Origin of the sequence: Streptomyces sp. NPDC002701 (assembly GCF_042889045.1) — a bacterium.
Classification (GTDB): Bacteria; Actinomycetota; Actinomycetes; order Streptomycetales; family Streptomycetaceae; genus Streptomyces.
Genome location: NZ_JBIAQL010000016.1, coordinates 36,408 through 53,368 on the forward strand (window position 1 = coordinate 36,408; position 16,961 = coordinate 53,368).

15 protein-coding genes are annotated in these 16,961 nt (G+C 71.6%); 6 read left to right on the forward strand and 9 right to left on the reverse strand.

Annotated elements, in window-relative coordinates; translation table 11 throughout:
• Positions 1–6: 6 nt before the first annotated feature.
• A complete protein-coding gene (locus ACFYXC_RS30900) occupies positions 7–552 on the reverse strand; it encodes an acyl-CoA thioesterase (protein ID WP_388920466.1) in 546 nt (181 codons plus the stop codon).
• 119 nt (positions 553–671) lie between these two features.
• Between ACFYXC_RS30900 and ACFYXC_RS30905 the strand changes: the two genes are divergently transcribed.
• Complete coding sequence (locus tag ACFYXC_RS30905; protein WP_389555320.1) at positions 672–1,937, forward strand: LCP family protein; 1,266 nt, start codon at positions 672–674, stop codon at positions 1,935–1,937.
• Between the two features lie 84 nt (positions 1,938–2,021).
• Here the strand turns inward: ACFYXC_RS30905 and ACFYXC_RS30910 are convergent, their stop codons facing one another.
• Entirely contained in the window at positions 2,022–3,179 is a 1,158-nt protein-coding gene (locus ACFYXC_RS30910; protein WP_388920472.1) for an acyl-CoA dehydrogenase, read from the reverse strand.
• Between the two features lie 248 nt (positions 3,180–3,427).
• On the opposite strand from ACFYXC_RS30910, the gene ACFYXC_RS30915 reads away from it, so the two are divergent.
• Positions 3,428–4,771, forward strand: coding sequence for a UDP-glucose dehydrogenase family protein (locus ACFYXC_RS30915; protein WP_388920475.1), 1,344 nt, complete (start codon positions 3,428–3,430; stop codon positions 4,769–4,771).
• Between the two features lie 225 nt (positions 4,772–4,996).
• Here the strand turns inward: ACFYXC_RS30915 and ACFYXC_RS30920 are convergent, their stop codons facing one another.
• From ACFYXC_RS30920 to ACFYXC_RS30930, 3 genes are all read right to left on the reverse strand, one after another.
• A complete protein-coding gene (locus ACFYXC_RS30920) occupies positions 4,997–6,142 on the reverse strand; it encodes a dipeptidase (RefSeq protein WP_389555322.1) in 1,146 nt (381 codons plus the stop codon).
• A 194-nt stretch (positions 6,143–6,336) separates the two neighbouring features.
• A complete protein-coding gene (locus ACFYXC_RS30925; protein ID WP_389555323.1) occupies positions 6,337–7,368 on the reverse strand; it encodes an LCP family protein in 1,032 nt (343 codons plus the stop codon).
• Between the two features lie 195 nt (positions 7,369–7,563).
• Positions 7,564–8,589 carry a LacI family DNA-binding transcriptional regulator gene (locus ACFYXC_RS30930; RefSeq protein WP_388920481.1) on the reverse strand — a complete coding sequence of 342 codons (1,026 nt, stop codon included), beginning with the start codon at positions 8,587–8,589 and terminating at the stop codon, positions 7,564–7,566.
• A gap of 143 nt (positions 8,590–8,732) precedes the next feature.
• On the opposite strand from ACFYXC_RS30930, the gene ACFYXC_RS30935 reads away from it, so the two are divergent.
• The 4 genes from ACFYXC_RS30935 to ACFYXC_RS30950 all read left to right on the forward strand — a co-directional run bounded on the left by ACFYXC_RS30935 (position 8,733) and on the right by ACFYXC_RS30950 (position 14,335).
• The gene (locus ACFYXC_RS30935; protein ID WP_389555325.1) at positions 8,733–10,109 is read left to right on the forward strand and encodes an ABC transporter substrate-binding protein; all 1,377 of its coding nucleotides are present in this window, start codon (positions 8,733–8,735) and stop codon (positions 10,107–10,109) included.
• A gap of 125 nt (positions 10,110–10,234) precedes the next feature.
• Positions 10,235–11,050: a carbohydrate ABC transporter permease gene (locus tag ACFYXC_RS30940; RefSeq protein ID WP_388920791.1), complete on the forward strand. Its 816-nt coding sequence runs from the start codon at positions 10,235–10,237 to the stop codon at positions 11,048–11,050.
• A gap of 4 nt (positions 11,051–11,054) precedes the next feature.
• Entirely contained in the window at positions 11,055–11,960 is a 906-nt protein-coding gene (locus ACFYXC_RS30945) for a carbohydrate ABC transporter permease (protein ID WP_388920487.1), read from the forward strand.
• Positions 11,961–12,028: 68 nt separating this feature from the next.
• On the forward strand, positions 12,029–14,335 hold the full coding sequence (locus ACFYXC_RS30950; RefSeq protein WP_389555328.1) for a glycoside hydrolase family 3 N-terminal domain-containing protein: 2,307 nt from the start codon (positions 12,029–12,031) through the stop codon (positions 14,333–14,335).
• Positions 14,336–14,402: 67 nt separating this feature from the next.
• Here the strand turns inward: ACFYXC_RS30950 and ACFYXC_RS30955 are convergent, their stop codons facing one another.
• Genes ACFYXC_RS30955 through tsaB form a run of 4 tightly spaced genes read right to left on the reverse strand, consistent with a single transcriptional unit; the run spans position 14,403 to position 16,912 of the window.
• Entirely contained in the window at positions 14,403–14,660 is a 258-nt protein-coding gene (locus ACFYXC_RS30955; RefSeq protein WP_388920493.1) for a hypothetical protein, read from the reverse strand.
• The gene (gene tsaD, locus ACFYXC_RS30960) at positions 14,657–15,748 is read right to left on the reverse strand and encodes a tRNA (adenosine(37)-N6)-threonylcarbamoyltransferase complex transferase subunit TsaD (protein ID WP_389555331.1); all 1,092 of its coding nucleotides are present in this window, start codon (positions 15,746–15,748) and stop codon (positions 14,657–14,659) included. The genes ACFYXC_RS30955 and tsaD overlap by 4 nt, the downstream gene beginning before the upstream one ends.
• On the reverse strand, positions 15,741–16,232 hold the full coding sequence (gene rimI / locus ACFYXC_RS30965; protein WP_388920794.1) for a ribosomal protein S18-alanine N-acetyltransferase: 492 nt from the start codon (positions 16,230–16,232) through the stop codon (positions 15,741–15,743). Before rimI ends, tsaD begins: the two co-directional genes overlap by 8 nt.
• A gap of 20 nt (positions 16,233–16,252) precedes the next feature.
• Positions 16,253–16,912 carry a tRNA (adenosine(37)-N6)-threonylcarbamoyltransferase complex dimerization subunit type 1 TsaB gene (gene tsaB / locus ACFYXC_RS30970; protein ID WP_389555333.1) on the reverse strand — a complete coding sequence of 220 codons (660 nt, stop codon included), beginning with the start codon at positions 16,910–16,912 and terminating at the stop codon, positions 16,253–16,255.
• Between the last annotated feature and the right edge of the window lie 49 nt (positions 16,913–16,961).

Sequence of the window (16,961 nt, forward strand, 5' to 3'; positions counted from 1 at the left end):
GACGGTTCAGTCCAGCCCCTCCGCCGTACGCCGCTCGCGGAGATCCATGATCGCCCGGCGGCGAGCCAACCGGTGCGTACGCCGGATCTGCGCCTCCTGATACCGCCGCTCGTCCCGCTCGGTCTCCGGACACACCGGCGGCACCCGCCGCGGCTTCCCGTCGGCGTCGACCGCGGCGAAGACGAGGTACGCCGACCCCACCTGCTGGGGTGGCGTCGACTCGTTCCAACGCTCGGCGAGCACCCGGACGCCGACCTCCATGGACGTACGCCCGGTCCAGTTGACCTGGGCCTTCACATGAACGAGGTCACCTACGCGCACCGGTTCGAGGAAGGCCATCTCGTCCATGGAGGCCGTGACGGCGGGCCCTCCGGAGTGCCGCCCGGCCACCGCGCCGGCCGCGTCGTCGACCAGTTTCATGATCACTCCACCGTGCACCGTTCCCAGAAGGTTGGTGTCGTTGTGGCTCATGATGTGGCTGAGGGTGGTCCGGGACGCCGAAGTCGGCTTGCCCGGAATATCGGATTCCGGGGTCTGAGCCTGGTCTGTCATGCCGCCCACCCTATGTCGGGGCACGCAAGGAGCTCTTTGCATCAGCTTGGCAACAGCCCTGATCCGATTTTCCGAAGACTCTTGTATGCCACACCGTCGGGCACTGCACACTGGGGCGCATGAACGATTGGCCCCAGGGATGGTCCGGAAACAACGGCGGCGACCGCCAAGGCCGCGGCAGCGCGAGCGCCCAGCCCGAGGGCGCCCGCGTGATGCGGCAGGTGCAGCGCGGCCCGGGAGCCGGCTCGCGCTCCCCGGCGCCTCCTCACGGGGTCCCGCCGCAGCAGACGTACACCGACGGTCACGGCGACGACGGCTACGACGGTTACAACACCGGGCAGGTCTACGGCGGCGGCCCGCAGGGCCCGGGTCCCGGCGGCCGCCCGGACCGCCCCGCGCCGAACTGGCGGCGGCGGATCAAGCTGACCTCGATCGCCGTGGCCACGACCCTGGTCGTGGTCTCCGTCGGCACGTACTTCTGGGCCGACTCCAAGCTCAACCGGGACGTCGACCTGTCGAAGGTCATCGACCGCCCCGACGCGGGCGAGGGCACGAACTACCTGATCGTCGGCTCCGACAGCCGCGAGGGCATGTCCGCCGAGGAGAAGAAGAAGCTCCGCACGGGCTCCGCCGAGGGCAAGCGCACGGACTCGATGATGATCCTGCACGTCGGTGACAACGGGAACACCATGATCTCGCTGCCCCGCGACTCGAACGTGACGATCCCCACGTTCAAGGGCTCCGAGTCGGGCAAGACCTTCCAGGGCACCGGCCGCCAGGTGAAGCTGAACGCGGCGTACGCGGAGGACGGGCCCGAGCTGCTCGTGCGGACCGTCGAGTCCAACACCGGCCTGCGTATCGACCACTACGCGGAGATCGGCTTCGCCGGCTTCGCGCAGATCGTCGACTCCCTCGGCGGCGTGGAGATCGAGATCCCCAAGGGCGGCATGAAGGACACCAAGTCCGGCGCCGACTTCGAGGCGGGCAAGCAGACCCTCGACGGCCAGCAGTCCCTGGCCTTCGTCAGGACCCGGTACGCCCTCGCGGGCAGCGACCTGGACCGTACGAAGAACCAGCAGAAGTTCCTCTCGGCGCTCGCCAACCAGACGGCGACCCCGTCGACGATCCTCAACCCCTTCAAGCTCTACCCGACCCTGAGCTCCGGCCTCGACACCCTCACCGTGGACAAGGACATGTCCCTGTGGGACCTCGGCTCCATGTTCTGGGCCATGAAGGGCATCACCGGCGGCGACGGCAAGTCCATGAACATGCCGATCTCGGGCAACGCCGGCAACGGCAACCTCCAGTGGGACACCGCCAAGGTCAAGACCCTGGTGGACCAGCTGAAGAACGACGAGAAGGTGACGGTCACCAGCGACCGCTAGTGCCGCGGCACGGCACCCGTCACGGCACGGCAGAGCGAGAGGCCCCGGCATCGGATGCCGGGGCCTCTCGCCGTGCCGCGGGACCTACGGCAGGTTGCGGGCCATCACGATCCGCTGGACCTGGTTGGTGCCCTCGTAGATCTGGGTGATCTTGGCGTCGCGCATCATGCGCTCGACCGGGTAGTCACGGGTGTAGCCGTAGCCGCCGAGGAGCTGGACGGCGTCCGTGGTGACCTCCATGGCGACGTCGGAGGCGAAGCACTTGGCCGCCGCGCCCTGGAAGGTGAGGTCCTTGTCGCCGCGTTCGGACTTGGCGGCGGCCGCGTACGTGAGCTGCCGGGCGGCCTCGATCTTCATGGCCATGTCGGCGAGCATGAACTGGATGCCCTGGAAGTCGGCGATCGGCCTGCCGAACTGCTTGCGCTCCTGGACGTAGCCCTTGGCGTAGTCGAGGGCGCCCTGGGCGATGCCGAGCGCCTGCGCGGCGATCGTGATGCGGGTGTGGTCCAGGGTCTTCATCGCGGTGGCGAAGCCCGTCCCCTCCTCGCCGATCATGCGGTCGGCGGGGATGCGGACGTTGTCGAGGTAGACCTCGCGCGTCGGGCTGCCCTTGATGCCGAGCTTGCGCTCGGGGGCGCCGAAGGAGACGCCCTCGTCCGACTTCTCGACGACGAACGCCGAGATGCCCTTCGAGCGCTTGGTGGGGTCGGTCACGGCCATCACCGTGTAGTACTGCGACTCGCCGGCGTTGGTGATCCAGCGCTTCACGCCGTTCAGGACGTAGAAGTCGCCGTCCCGGACCGCCTTCGTCTTCATGCCGGCCGCGTCCGAGCCCGCGTCCGGCTCGGAGAGGCAGTACGAGAACATGCCCTCGCCCTTGGCGAGCGGCGTCATGTACTTCTTCTTCAGCTCCTCGGAGCCCGAGAGGATGACGGGCAGGGAGCCCAGCTTGTTCACCGCGGGGATCAGGGACGAGGACGCGCAGACCCGCGCCACCTCCTCGATCACGATGACCGTGGCCAGCGCGTCCGCGCCCGTGCCGCCGTACGACTCCGGTACGTGCACGGCGTGCAGGTCGGCCGCGACCAGGGCGTCCAGGGCCTCGCGGGGGAAGCGCGCCTCCTCGTCCACCGCCGCGGCGTGCGGCGCGATCTTCGCCTCGGCCAGGGAGCGGATCGCGTCCCGGAGCATGTCGTGCTCCTCGGACGGGCGGTACAGGTCGAAATCAGCCGATCCGGCCAAGGTCTCTCACGCTCCAAGGAAGACACAGTGGTGCTGACGCTAATTACCGTTAACTAACCCAAATTTTAGGGGCCCCGCCCACACGAGTGATACGTGAGTTTGGCGACAGGAAGGATCTGCGCCGCGATCCACCGGGATCCGCGCGGGATCTGCCCGTTGAAGGGCCCCGGCACGCCCCGACTATGCTCGATCAGCGCACTCGAGGCGCCCTGGCGGCGCACCCCTGACGGATACCAACTGGAGCACCGATGGCCCTCAAGATCACCGTGATCGGCACCGGCTATCTCGGCGCCACGCACGCCGCGGCCATGGCCGAACTCGGGTTCGAGGTGCTGGGCCTGGACGTGGTGCCCGAGAAGATCGAGATGCTCCAGCGGGGCGAGGTCCCGATGTACGAGCCCGGTCTCGAAGACCTGCTGCGCACGCACGTCGCCGGCATCGAGGGGTCCACCGGCCGGCTGCGCTTCACCATGGACTGGGCCGAGGTCGCGGAGTTCGGCGATGTCCACTTCGTCTGCGTGAACACCCCGCAGAAGCACGGCGAGTACGCGTGCGACATGTCGTACGTCGACGCCGCCTTCGCCTCGCTCGCACCGCACCTCACGGCCCCCGCCCTGGTCGTCGGCAAGTCCACCGTGCCCGTCGGGTCGGCCGACCGGCTGGCCCGTACGCTCGTCGAACGCGCCCCCGCCGGTGAGGACGTCGAGCTGGCCTGGAACCCGGAGTTCCTGCGCGAGGGCTTCGCCGTCCAGGACACCCTGCGCCCCGACCGCATCGTCGCCGGCGTCCGCAGCGAGCGCGCCGAGAAGCTGTTGCGCGAGGTGTACGCGACGCCGCTGGCCGCGGGCACGCCCTTCGTGGTGACCGACTTCCCGACCGCCGAGCTGGTGAAGACCTCGGCGAACTCCTTCCTCGCCACCAAGATCTCCTTCATCAACGCGATGGCCGAGGTCTGCGAGGCGGGCGGCGGCGACGTCGTGAAGCTGGCCGAGGCGATCGGGTACGACGACCGCATCGGGAAGAAGTTCCTGCGCGCCGGCATCGGCTTCGGCGGCGGCTGTCTGCCCAAGGACATCCGCGCGTTCATGGCGCGGGCGGGCGAGCTGGGGGCCGACCAGGCGCTCACCTTCCTGCGCGAGATCGACTCCATCAACATGCGGCGCCGCGGCCAGATGGTGGAGATGACACGTGAGGCGCTGGGCGGGGGTTCCTTCCTCGGGAAACGGATCGCCGTGCTCGGCGCGACGTTCAAGCCGGACTCGGACGACGTCCGGGACTCGCCCGCGCTGAACGTCGCCGGGCAGATCCATCTGCAGGGCGGCCAGGTCACGGTCTTCGACCCCAAGGGCATGGACAACGCGCGGCGGATCTTCCCGACGCTCGGGTACGCGGAGACCGCGGTGGACGCCGTGCGCGGGGCCCATGCCGTCCTGCACCTCACCGAGTGGCGCGAGTTCCGCGAGCTGGACCCGGCCGCGCTGGGCGAGGTCGCCACGGACCGGGTGCTGCTGGACGGCCGTAACGCGCTCGACCCGGCGGTGTGGCGGGCGGCGGGCTGGACGTACCGGGCGATGGGCCGCCCGACGGCCTGAACCGCCCGACCACCGGTCCCGCACCCTTCCGTCGCGCAACCGCCCGACCACCGGTCCCGCGCCCTTCCGCCCCGCAACCGCACGACCACCGGTCCCGCACCCTTCCGCCCCGCAACCGCACGGCCCGCGCCGCACTCGGCTACTCGGCGCGGTAGCGGCGCATCTCGGCGCGGGCGCCGCAGCCCGCCGTCGAGCACCAGCGGCCGAGGGGCCGAGGGGAGCGCCCTAGCCGTCGAGTTCGGCGATCCTCGCCATGGACGGCTCGCGGCGCAGCCGGGCGGCGCGGGCCGTGAAGTCCGCGCTGCGCAGGACGCGTTGGACGTTGCCCCAGGTGAGCAGGGCCAGATCGGCCGCGGACCAGCCGCGGCCGAGGAGTTCGGCGACGAGCCGCGGATAGCCGGAGGCGTCGGACAGGTCCCGCGGGTGCGCGGCCCCGGAGTCGTACGTCCCCGAGAGGCCGACGCACTCGGGTCCCGCGAGCTCCCGTACGTGGTCGAGGTGGTCGGCGACGTCCCGGACCGAGGGACCGGTCTGCTCGGCGGTCAGCGGGACCAGGCACAGGCCCTCGCCGGCGCCGAGTGCCACGAGCGCGTCGTCGGGGAGGTTCGCCGGATGCGGGCGCAGGGCGCGGGCGGCGGAGCGGGTGCACACGACCGGGGCCTTGGAGATGACGAGGGTACGGCGGAACGTCGCGTCCGAGGCGCCGGAGAGATCGGCGACGACGCCGAGGCGGTTCATCTCGCGGACGACCTCCTCGCCGAACCGGGTCAGCCCGTTCTCGCCGGCCCAGGACGCGCCGGAGAGGGTCAGGACGCGCAGACCGAGGGCGTGCATCGAGCGCAGGATGCCCAGCGAGCAGTCCAGCGCGGCGGCGCCCGCCGGGCCGAGCAGTACGGCGACCCGCCCGCAGTGCCTGGCGTCGGTGACCTGCGCCGCGCTGTCGGCCATGCGCAGTCCCTCCGGGTGCGCCGCCACCACGTTCCTCACCAGGTCGAGCTGTTCCAGCGTCGCCCCGACGGCGCGTTCGCCGACGAGCCCTTCGGGCAGGTGCAACGACCAGAACAGCGCCCCCACGTGCCCCTCGCGCAGCCTGGGCACATCCGTGTCGACCGCGCTCTCGCCGACCTCCAGGTCGTACCAGGACAGGTGCCGCAGGGCCCAGGGCAGCCCGCTGTAGCCGTCCGCGACGGGATGGGCGGCGAGGAGGACGTGCGCGAGGGCGAGCGGGTCCGGCGCGTGCTCGTCGCGCCCCGGGCCCGCGTCCTCGGCCCCCGTCGCGGGGCCGTGCGGTGCGAACTCGCCCGGGCGCCCGGGAAGGTCCAGCTCGCCGACCTCCGCGGTGGTGTGCAGTTCGTCCTGCAGATCAGCCATGGCGGCGCTCCGGGGTCCGATGGTGGCAACAGGTGCAGCCACCGTGACACGCGCCCGCCCCGGGGTCACGCCGGACAGGGCGTTCGAGCGACCCCCGCCGCCACGCTCAGGCGCTCCGCGGGGGCGCGGGGAACGGCGCGCTCACCCCTCGCCCACCCGCGCCCTCGAACCCTCCGCACGCGGCGCGCCCGCCCTCACCTCAGCGACTCCCACAGCTCCCCCGCCTCCGGCTCCTGCGCCACCACGCGGTTGCGGTCCCACGGGGCCGGGACCACCGGCATCGTGACGGTCTCCGTGGTCGTGGAGGAGAGGGACTGGAGGCTCTGGCCCAGATCCATCAGCTCGGTCAGGGAGTTGAGGCCCGTGTCCGTGATGAGGCTGCTGGTGAGGGCGTCGGCGACCCTGTAGAGGCGGGCGGGGCTGGTGAGGAGGTCGGTGGAGGAGACCTGGTCGAGGAGCGCCTTCACCAGTTTCTGCTGGAGCCCTATGCGGCCGAGGTCGCTGCCGTCGCCTATGCCGTGCCGGGTACGGGCGAGGGCCAGGGCCTCCGTGCCGTCGAGGTGGTGGGTGCCCGCCTCCAGTTCGAGGTGGCTGTCCTCGTCGGAGATGTCCTCCTCCGTCGTCACGGTGACCCCGCCCAGCGCGTCCACGAGGTCGGCGAAACCGGCGAAGTCGATCTCGATGTAGTGGTCCATGCGGACGTCGGTCAGGGACTCCACCGTCTTGACGGCGCAGACGGGCCCGCCGAGCGCGTACGCGCTGTTGAACATCACGCCCTGCGCCTGCGCCGTCGAACCCCCCTCGGCCCGCGGGCAGGAGGGGCGCGTGACGAGGGTGTCGCGGGGGATGCTCACCACGGTCGCCTCCGAGCGGCCCTCGTCGACGTGGATGATCATCGCCGTGTCGGAGCGGGCCGCTCCCTCGGTGCTGCCGCCGCCGAGTTCCTTGTTGCGCTCGCCGTCGCGCGAGTCCGAGCCGAGGACCAGGATGTTGAGCGCGCCGCTGGGCAGCGGGCTCGCCGAGGTCGTCGGGGTGGTCATCCCCCGGGCCGGCCGGTCGTCGCCGAGCGCGCCGTCGATGTCGACGCTTCTGATGTTGTGGTTCAGATGCCAGTACGCCCAGGCCGCCCCCACCGCGGAGACGACGAGGACGCAGCCGACGGCGATGCCCGCCGCCCTGAGCAGCCGTGACCGGTTCGCCCACCCGGCCCATCGGGCCCGTCCCACCCGACGCCCCTCGTCGGGTATCGCGGCATCCTCGCCTCCGAGCCCGTCTTCTCCGCCCACGCCAACGCTCACAGAGAGAACGTAAGTCCGAATTATTACAAGGAACAACAACTTCGCGGCTTTACTTCGGAAACTCTCAGGTTTCGTTGAGTTTTCTCAGACCCGCCTTCGAAACTTTCGATGCATCGTCCCCGTTCAGGCCGGTGGCGCCGTGCTGCTGCGGACCACCAGGCTCGTCGCCAGTTCGACCCGGGTGGCCGTCGAGGGCCGTTCCGAGCGGCCGAGGTCCAGGACGAGCCGGGCCGCCGCCTCCGCCATCTCCGTGAGCGGCTGCCGCACGGTGGTGAGCGGCGGGCCGACCCAGCGGGCCACCGGCAGGTCGTCGAAGCCGACGATGCTGAGGTCCTCCGGGATACGCAGACCCAGCTCGCGGGCGGCCTCGTACAGGCCGAGGGCCTGGAGGTCGTTGCCCGCGAACACGGCGGTCGGGCGGTCCGGCAGCCTCAGCAGTTCGAGCCCGTTGCGGTACCCGCTGTCGTGATGGAAGTCGCCGGTGCGCACGAGCGCCGGGTCGACCGGCAGCCCGGCCGTGTCCAGCGCCGCCCGGTACCCGTCGAGCCGGGCCCGGCTGCACATCATGCGTGAGGGTCCGCTGATCACGCCGATGCGCCGGTGGCCGAGGTCCGCCAGATGCCGGGTCGCGGCGAGTCCGCCCTGCCAGTTGGTGGCGCCGACGGACGGCGCGTCGTCACCGGGGTCGCCCGCCGGGTCGACCACCACGAACGGGATGGAGCGGCTGGTCAGCAGCGCCCGCTGGGACTCGTCGAGCCCGCTGAGGACGAGCACGACCCCGTGCGGGCGCCGCGCGGCGACCTGGTCGGCCCAGGTGCGCCCGGGGGTGAGCCGGCCCGCGCTCTCCGAGAGGACGACGCTGAGCCCCTCGTCCCGCGCCACGTTCTCCACGCCCCGGATGACCTCCATCGCCCAGGCGCTCTCCAGTTCGTGGAAGACGAGGTCGATCAGCGGCGACCGGGACGCCTCGGCGCGGCGGCGCCGGTAGCCGTGGTGGCGCAGCAGTTCCTCGACCCGCGTGCGGGTCGAGGGGGCCACGTCGGCACGGCCGTTGAGCACCTTCGAAACAGTCGGGGCCGAGACTCCCGCCTCGCGGGCGATCTCGGCGAGCGTCGCTGACTGGGCAACAGCGGGATTCGGGCGAGTCATGAACGGGATCGTATCCCTGCGCAACCTCTTGACGAACCCCCTCTGCCGCCATACGTTCCCGGAACATTCGAAACGCCACCCGAAACATTCGTGATGCGAGTGAGCCACACCGGCGAGCGAGCCGCAGAAGATGAGGTGCTGTCATGGAGTCGATCAACGGGCGGTCCAACGGCGGGCGGCCCACGGGCGCAGGCGCGGGCGGCGGCCTGGGCGGCCGCGCGTTCAGCAGGCGCTGGGTCCTGGGCGCCGGCGCCACCACCCTGCTCACCACCGGTCTCACCGCCTGCGGCTCCGACAGCGGCTCGGGCGGGGGCGGCGACACCCTCACCGCCTTCGTGTACGGGGATGACGCGGTGAAGGTCCAGCAGGCGGGCGTGGAACGCTTCAACAAGTCCGCCGCCGCCAAGTCGGCCAAGGGCAAGGTGAAGCTGGAGCGGATCCCGGGCGCGGAGTACCCGGCCAAGCTGCGTACCGCGATGGGCTCCCCGAGCGCCCCCGACATCTTCTTCAACTGGGGCGGCGGGTCCATCAGGGACTACCAGGAGGCGAAGCAGGTCGTCGACCTGACCGACACCATCCGGAACGACCCGGCCCTCAAGTCCGCCTTCCTGCCCTCGGTGCTCGCGGCGGGCGGGCTCGGCGGCCGCAACTACGGGATACCGATGCGCGGTATGCAGCCGGTCATCCTCTTCTACAACAAGTCGCTCTTCGCCGAGCACAAGCTCCAGCCGCCCACCACCTGGGCGGAGTTGCAGGACATCAACGCGAAACTGAAGAAGGCGAAGATCACCCCGTTCGCGCTCGGCGGCGCGGACACCTGGCCCGAGCTGATGTGGCTGGAGTACCTCGTCGACCGCATCGGCGGGCCGGAGGTCTTCGCGAAGATCCAGGAGGGTGACGCGTCCGGCTGGGGCGACCCGGCGGTCCTGAAGGCCGCCGAGACGGTCAGGGAACTCATCGACGACGGCGCCTTCGGCTCGAAGTTCAGCTCGGTCGCCTACACCAACGGCGGTGCCCCCGCGGTCTTCGCCAAGGGCAAGGCGGCGATGCACCTGATGGGCTCGTGGGAGTACTCGACGCAGCTCGGCAAGTTCCCGTCCTTCGCGAAGAACAACCTCGGCTGGTGTGCGTTCCCCACGGTCGAGGGCGGCACCGGCGACATCCGCAACGTCGTCGGCAACCCCACCAACTATTGGTCGGTCAACACCCGGGCGGGGAACAAGGACGCCGCGATCGCCTTCCTGAAGGACTGCGCGTCCGAGACGTACGCCAAGGCACTGGTCGCCAACGGTGACATCCCGGCGACCTCGAACGCGGCCAAGCTCCTGGACGCCTCGCCCAACCCGGAGTTCGCGAAGTTCCAGTACGAGATGGTCGAGAAGGCGCCCGCCTTCACCCTCTCCTGGGACCAGGCGGTCGGCTCCGAGACCGCGACACCGATGCTCACCGAGATCAACAAGCTGTTCGTCGGGAAGTCCTCGCCGAGCGAGTTCGTGTCGGCGCTCAAGGAGCTGAAGTGAGCGCACCGAGCCCCACGAAGACCCCGGCGGCGGACCTCGCCGGGGAGCACGAACGGGCCGGGCGGCCGGCGAGGCCCCGGACGTCCGGGGTCTCCGCGGTCGGCCGCCCGCGCGCCGTCTGGGCACTGCCCGGCGTCCTCTTCTTCGCGTTCTTCGCCGTGGTCCCGATGGGCCTGGCCTTCTACCTCTCCTTCACCAGCTGGGACGGTCTCGGCGACCCGCGGCCCGTCGGTCTCGACAACTGGCGGAAGCTGATCGACGACGACCGGATGCTCCAGTCCCTGTGGCTCACCGTCCTGCTGACGGTGGTGAGCTGGGTCTTCCAGACGGTCATCGCCCTGCTGCTCGGGGTGTGGGCCGCGGGCCGCCAGCGCAACCGGGCGGTACTGTCCGCGATCTTCTTCGTGCCGTTCCTGCTGTCGTCGACGGCGATCGCGCTGCTCTTCTACGCCCTGCTCGACCCGAACTTCGGCGTCATCCAGAAGAACACCCTCGGCTCCTCCAGCGGCGCGTTCCTGGCGATCGTGTTCGTCGGCGGCTGGCAGTTCATCCCCTTCCACACCCTGCTCTATCAGGGCGGGGCCCGGCAGATACCCGAGGTCCTCTACCAGGCGGCGGCGATCGACGGGGCGGGCCGGTACCGCCAGTTCTTCTCGATCACGCTCCCGCAGCTGCGCCACACCATCACGACGTCCACGGTCCTGATGGTCGTCGGCTCGCTCACGTACTTCGAGACCGTGCTCATCCTCACCAAGGGCGGCCCGGGCACGGACACGGCGGTCCTGCCGTACCTGATGTACGAGGCGGGCTTCAAGAGCTACGACTTCGGCTACGCGAGCGCCATCGCGTCCTTCCTGGTGCTGGCCGCCACCGGCCTCTCCCTGATCCTCGTGCGGCTGACCGGTTTCGGCAGCATGCGCAGTACCCGCGAAGGGATGTGACGGAGTGTCACACGATACGCTGCCCCGCCCGCGTCCCGTGCAGAGCGGCGAGCCCCCCGCCGGGCCGCCGCCACCCGGCCGGCGCAGGCACTGGACGAGGCGCGCCAACCCCCTCGCGGGGCTCGGCTCGGCCCTCTGGCTCGTGGTCGTGATCATCCCGATCTACGCGATGCTGTCGGCCTCCCTCACCAGCCAGGACAAGGCCCTCACCGGCAACCCGCTGACCCCGCCGACGAGCCCGACGCTGGACAACTACAACACCGTCCTGAACAGCGGCTTCGGCCATCTGCTCAGCAACACGGTGATCGTGGCCGTCGCGGTCGTGGCCATCGTCCTGGGCCTCTCCGTCCCGCTCGCCTACGTGGCCGTCCGCACCCGCACCCGCTGGTCGGGCCTCGCCTTCCGGCTCTTCCTGCTCGGCGTGGCGATCCCGGCCCAGGCGGTCGTCGTCCCCCTGTACCTGCTGATCGCGAAACTCGACCTGTACGACAGCCTGCTCGCGGTCATCCTGCCGACGGCGGCCTTCGCGATGCCGGTCTCGGTGCTCGTCCTGGTGGGCACCCTGCGGGACGTCTCGGAGGAGCTGTACGAGGCGATGGCCCTGGACGGCGCCTCGCCGCAGCGGATGCTGTTCCAGCTCGCCGTCCCGATGGCCAGGGGCGGCATCAGCACGGTCGTCATCTACTCGGCGCTGCAGGCGTGGAACGGCTTCCTCTTCCCGCTGATCTTCACCCAGTCCGACGGGCCGCGCGTCCTGACCCTCGGACTCTTCAACTACGTCAGCCAGTTCGGCGTGAACATCCCCGCCCTGCTGGCCTCGGTCGTCCTCTCCGGCATCCCGATCTTCGCCGTCTACCTGGTCGCCCGCCGCGCGCTGGTCGGCGGCCTGATGGGCGTGGGCGGAAAGTGAACCCACTCGACGCCGGCACCGCTCCCGGCTCAGACACAGCTCCCGGCTCCGACTCTGACAGGAGTTTCATGACCACCGCCCCCTGGCGTGATCCCGCCCTGCCCGCCGACGCCCGGGTCGACGACCTGCTGTCCCGGATGACCCTGGAGGAGAAGACCGCCCAGCTGTACGGCGTGTGGGTGGGCGCCGCCACGGACGGCGACGGGGTCGCCCCGCACCAGGACGAGATGACCTCGGACTTCGACTGGGACGAGGTCATCACCCACGGCCTGGGGCAGCTCACCCGTTCCTTCGGCACGGCCCCCGTGGACCCCGCGCTGGGCGCGCAGGCACTGGCCCGCGCCCAGCGCCGGCTCGGGGCGGCGGGCCGCTTCGGCATCCCGGCCGTCGCGCACGAGGAGTGCCTCGCCGGTTTCACCGCGTGGGGCGCCACCGCGTACCCCGTCCCGCTGGCCTGGGGCGCCTCCTTCGACCCCGCCCTGGTCGAGGAGATGGCCCACCGGATCGGCCGGGACCTCGCCTCGGTCGGCGTCCACCAGGGTCTCGCCCCGGTCCTGGACGTCGTACGGGACCTGCGGTGGGGCAGGGTCGAGGAGACCATCGGCGAGGACCCGTACCTCGTCGGCACGATCGGCGCCGCCTACGTCCGCGGTCTGGAGACCGCCGGGATCGTCGCCACGCTCAAGCACTTCGCGGGGTACGCGTCCTCGGCCGGCGCCCGCAACCTTGCCCCCGTACGGGCCGGTGTGCGCGAGTTCGCCGACATCACGCTGCCCCCGTTCGAGTTCGCGCTGCGCGAGGGCGGGGCTCGCTCGGTGATGGCCGCGTACACCGAGACGGACGGGGTGCCCGCCTCCGCCGACCCGTACCTGCTGACCGAACTCCTGCGCGAGCAGTGGAAGTTCACGGGCACGGTCGTCAGCGACTACTTCGGCGTCGGCTTCCTGCAGACCCTGCACCGGGTCGCGGGCACCGAGGCGGCGGCCGCCCACGCGGCGCTGGCCGCGGGCATGGACGTCGAACTGCCGACGGTCCGCTGCTACGGGGACCCGCTGGTCGAGGCGGTACGGGCCGGTGCCGTCCCGGAGTCGCTGGTGGACCGGGCGGCGGCCCGCGTCCTGCGCCAGAAGTGCGAGCTGGGGCTGCTGGACGAGGACTGGAGCCCGGAGCCCACCGGCCCGATCGACCTGGACTCGGCCGCGAACCGCGTCCTGGCCCGCCGGCTCGCCGAGAAGTCCGTCGTCCTGCTCTCCAACCCGGACGGCGTGCTCCCCCTCGCCCCCGCCACCCGCATCGCCGTGGTCGGCCCGCGGGCCTCGGACGCGCTGGCCATGCTGGGCTGCTACTCGTTCCCCTCGCACGTGGGCGTCCACCACCCCGACCTGCCGATGGGCATCGAGATCCCCACGCTCCTGGAGTCCCTGCGCACCGAACTGCCCGACGCGAAGATCACGTTCACCGAGGGCTGCGACACCACCGACCCGGACACCTCCGGCTTCGAGGAGGCCGTCGCGCGCTCCACCGAGGCGGACGTCTGCGTGGCCGTGCTCGGCGACCGGGCCGGCCTCTTCGGCCGCGGCACCTCGGGCGAGGGCTGTGACGTGGCGGACCTGCACCTCCCGGGCGTACAGGCCCAGTTGCTGGACGCCCTGACCGCGACGGACACCCCCGTCGTCCTGGTCCTGCTCACCGGCCGCCCGTACGCGCTGGGCCGCTGGCACGACCGGCTGGCCGCCACGGTCCAGGCGTTCTTCCCCGGCGAGGAGGGCGGGCCGGCGGTGGCAGGCGTCCTGTCCGGCCGGGTGAACCCCTCGGGCAGGCTCCCCGTGAGCGTCCCGCAGACCCCGGGCGGCCAGCCCTGGACCTACCTCCAGCCCCCGCTGGGCCTGGCCGGCGAGGTCAGCAACCTGGACCCGACCCCCCTGCACCCGTTCGGCCACGGGCTCACGTACACGGACTTCACCTGGGAGGACACGGACGACCGGCACGCGGAGATATCGACGGACGAGCCGTACGACGTCTCGGTCACCGTCCGCAACACCGGCCCCCGCGAGGGCGCGGAGGTCGTCCAGCTCTACCTGCACGACCCGGTGGCCTCCGTGACCCGCCCCGACGTCCGCCTGATCGGCTACCAGCGCCTCGAACTGGCACCGGGCGAGGCCGGCCGGGTGACCTTCCGCTTCCACGGTGATCTCTCGGCGTTCACCGACCGTTCGGGCCGGCGGGTGGTCGAGCCGGGCGCGCTCGAACTCCGGTTGGCGGCGTCCAGCGCGGACGTACGGCACACGACGCGGCTGACCCTCACGGGTCCGGTCCGCGTACTGGGCCCGGACCGAAGGCTCCGGTGCGAGACGGAGGTGTCGACGGCGGAGTGAGCTCCGCGGGAAGCACGGGGGCGTGTCGACGGCAGGCCGGGGAAGATGTGTTGCTCCCCGGCCTCCGTCAGTCCTCCGGCACCGGTTCGAAGCGCCAGCGGTGCACCGCCCGTGTGACCAATTCCGCGCCCGGTTCCGGCAGTTCGGGCAGTTCGGCGTCGTACGCCGCGTCCCACCAGGTGATGACGAGCACCCTGTCCTGCGGGGCCCGGAAGGTCTCCCGGCGCAGTGCGGTTCCGGGCAGTGCCTGCGCCCGCACCCACGCGAGCAGTTCGGCGCCGCGCCCCTCGACGGCCCGCGCCTCCCACATCAGCGCGACGGTCACGAGTACAGGTTCCCCTTGCCGACCTCGTGCACATGTTCGTGCGAGTGTCCCGGTACGTGCGGGTCCGTCACCGGCAGCGACGAGTCCGCCGACAGGTCCCAGTCGGAGGCGGCCCGCCCACGGGCCACCATCTCGGCCCCGAGCGCGGCGACCATCGCCCCGTTGTCCGTGCACAGCTTGGGCCGCGGCACCCGCAGCCTGATCCCCGCGGTCTCGCACCGCTCCTGGGCGAGGACCCGCAGCCGCGAGTTCGCCGCCACGCCGCCGCCGATCATCAGGTGGTCGACACCCTCGTCCCGGCAGGCCCGTACGGCCTTGCGCGTCAGCACGTCCACCACCGCCTCCTGGAAGGACGCGGCCACGTCCCGCACCGGCACGTCCTCGCCCGCGGCCCGCTTGGCCTCGATCCACCGGGCGACGGCGGTCTTCAGCCCGGAGAAGGAGAAGTCGTAGGCGGCGTCGCGCGGCCCGGTGAGCCCGCGCGGGAAGGAGATCGCGTTCGGATCACCCTCCTTCGCGTACCGGTCGATGACCGGCCCGCCCGGGAAACCGAGGTTCAGCACCCGCGCGATCTTGTCGAACGCCTCACCCGCCGCGTCGTCGATGGTCGCGCCCATCGGCCGTACGTCGCTCGTGATGTCCGAGGACAGCAGCAGCGAGGAGTGCCCGCCGGAGACCAGCAGGGCCATCGTCGGCTCGGGCAGCGGGCCGTGCTCCAGCTGGTCCACGCAGATGTGGGACGCCAGGTGGTTGACGCCGTAGAGCGGCTTGCCGAGCGCGTACGCGTACGCCTTCGCCGCCGAGACGCCGACCAGCAGCGCGCCCGCGAGTCCGGGCCCGGCGGTGACGGAGACGCCGTCCAGGTCGCGGGCGCTGACCCCGGCCTCCTTCAGCGCGCGCTCGATGGTCGGCACCATCGCCTCCAGGTGGGCACGGGACGCGACCTCCGGCACCACACCGCCGAACCGCGCGTGCTCGTCGACGCTGGAGGCGATGGCGTCCGCGAGCAGGGTCGTACCGCGGACGATGCCGACGCCGGTCTCGTCGCAGGAGGTCTCGATGCCGAGGACGAGAGGTTCGTCAGCCATTGATCTCGGTTCCTTGTACGGAAGTTGACGGGTCGTTGAGGCGCATCACGAGCGCGTCCACGTTGCCCGGCTGGTAGTAGCCGCGCCGGAAGCCGATCGGCTCGAAACCGAACCGCTCGTAGAGCTTCTGGGCGCGGATGTTGTCGACCCGGCACTCCAGGAGCACCTCGGCGCACTCGAAGGCGGTCGCGGCCCGCAGCAGCTCGGTCAGGATCAGCGCGCCGAGGCCCGTGCCCCAGTGTTCCCGGGCGACGGCGATGGTCTGCACGTCACCGGCGTCACCGGCGGCGGCGAGTCCCCCGTACCCGACGATCCGCCCGCCGCCCCCGGGGCCTCCCCCGACCTCGGCCACGACGTACCGCCGGGTCGCCGCGGGGCCCCGCGCGTGGGCCAGGTCCGACCAGAACATGCCCCGCGACCAGGCGTCCTCGGGGAAGAGGTCCTTCTCCAGCTCCAGCACGGGCTCGATGTCCCACCAGCGCATCTCACGCAGCACCGCGGTCGTCACTTCGGGGTGACCACCTTGTAGTTCTTGGGCACCTGGGCGTCAGGCCGGCGCAGGTAGAGGGGCCGGGGCGCCGCCAGTTCCTCGCCCGCCACGAGCCGCTCCGCCGCCAGGGACGCGAGCGCGGCGGCCGAGACGTGCTCGGGCGCGCGGGCGTCCGGGAAGGTGTCGGGGTACAGCAGCGCGCCCGCGCCGACGGCGGGCAGCCCGCCGATGTCCAGCTCCCCGGGCCGGTCGACGGCCGGCTCGGTCACCCGCGTACGGGTGTCGGCGTACCGCGCCCAGTAGACCTCCTTGCGCCGGGCGTCGGTGGCCACCACGAAGGGGCCCTCGATCCCGCCCTCCTCCCCGGCGGCGTACGCGAGACCGTCCAGCGTGCACAGTCCGTGGACGGGGACGCCGAGCGCGAGCCCGAACGTGTCGGCGGTCATCAGGCCGACCCGCAGGCCGGTGTACGGGCCGGGGCCCACGCCGACGACGACGCCGGTGACGGCGTCGAGCCGGAGCCCGGCCTCGGCGAGCACCCGGTCGACGGCCGGCAGGAGCAGTTCACCGTGCCGGCGCGCGTCCACCTGGCTGGAGGCGGCGACGACGGACGTCCCGTCGTGCAGCGCGACGGTGACGGCGGGGGTGGCGGTATCCAGAGCGAGCAAGAGCACGCGAACAGCCTACGGCGCCGGGGCCCGGCGCACCGCCGCCTCAATCCGG

What these genes read in the sequence shown, in the direction of transcription:
- ACFYXC_RS30900 (WP_388920466.1), bottom strand. Translation starts at nt 552, where the DNA reads ATGACAGACCAGGCTCAGACCCCGGAATCCGATATTCCGGGCAAGCCG.
- ACFYXC_RS30905 (WP_389555320.1), top strand. Translation starts at nt 672, where the DNA reads ATGAACGATTGGCCCCAGGGATGGTCCGGAAACAACGGCGGCGACCGC.
- ACFYXC_RS30915 (WP_388920475.1), top strand. Translation starts at nt 3,428, where the DNA reads ATGGCCCTCAAGATCACCGTGATCGGCACCGGCTATCTCGGCGCCACG.
- ACFYXC_RS30920 (WP_389555322.1), bottom strand. Translation starts at nt 6,142, where the DNA reads ATGGCTGATCTGCAGGACGAACTGCACACCACCGCGGAGGTCGGCGAG.
- ACFYXC_RS30930 (WP_388920481.1), bottom strand. Translation starts at nt 8,589, where the DNA reads ATGACTCGCCCGAATCCCGCTGTTGCCCAGTCAGCGACGCTCGCCGAG.
- ACFYXC_RS30935 (WP_389555325.1), top strand. Translation starts at nt 8,733, where the DNA reads ATGGAGTCGATCAACGGGCGGTCCAACGGCGGGCGGCCCACGGGCGCA.
- ACFYXC_RS30950 (WP_389555328.1), top strand. Translation starts at nt 12,029, where the DNA reads ATGACCACCGCCCCCTGGCGTGATCCCGCCCTGCCCGCCGACGCCCGG.
- tsaD (WP_389555331.1), bottom strand. Translation starts at nt 15,748, where the DNA reads ATGGCTGACGAACCTCTCGTCCTCGGCATCGAGACCTCCTGCGACGAG.
- rimI (WP_388920794.1), bottom strand. Translation starts at nt 16,232, where the DNA reads ATGCGCTGGTGGGACATCGAGCCCGTGCTGGAGCTGGAGAAGGACCTC.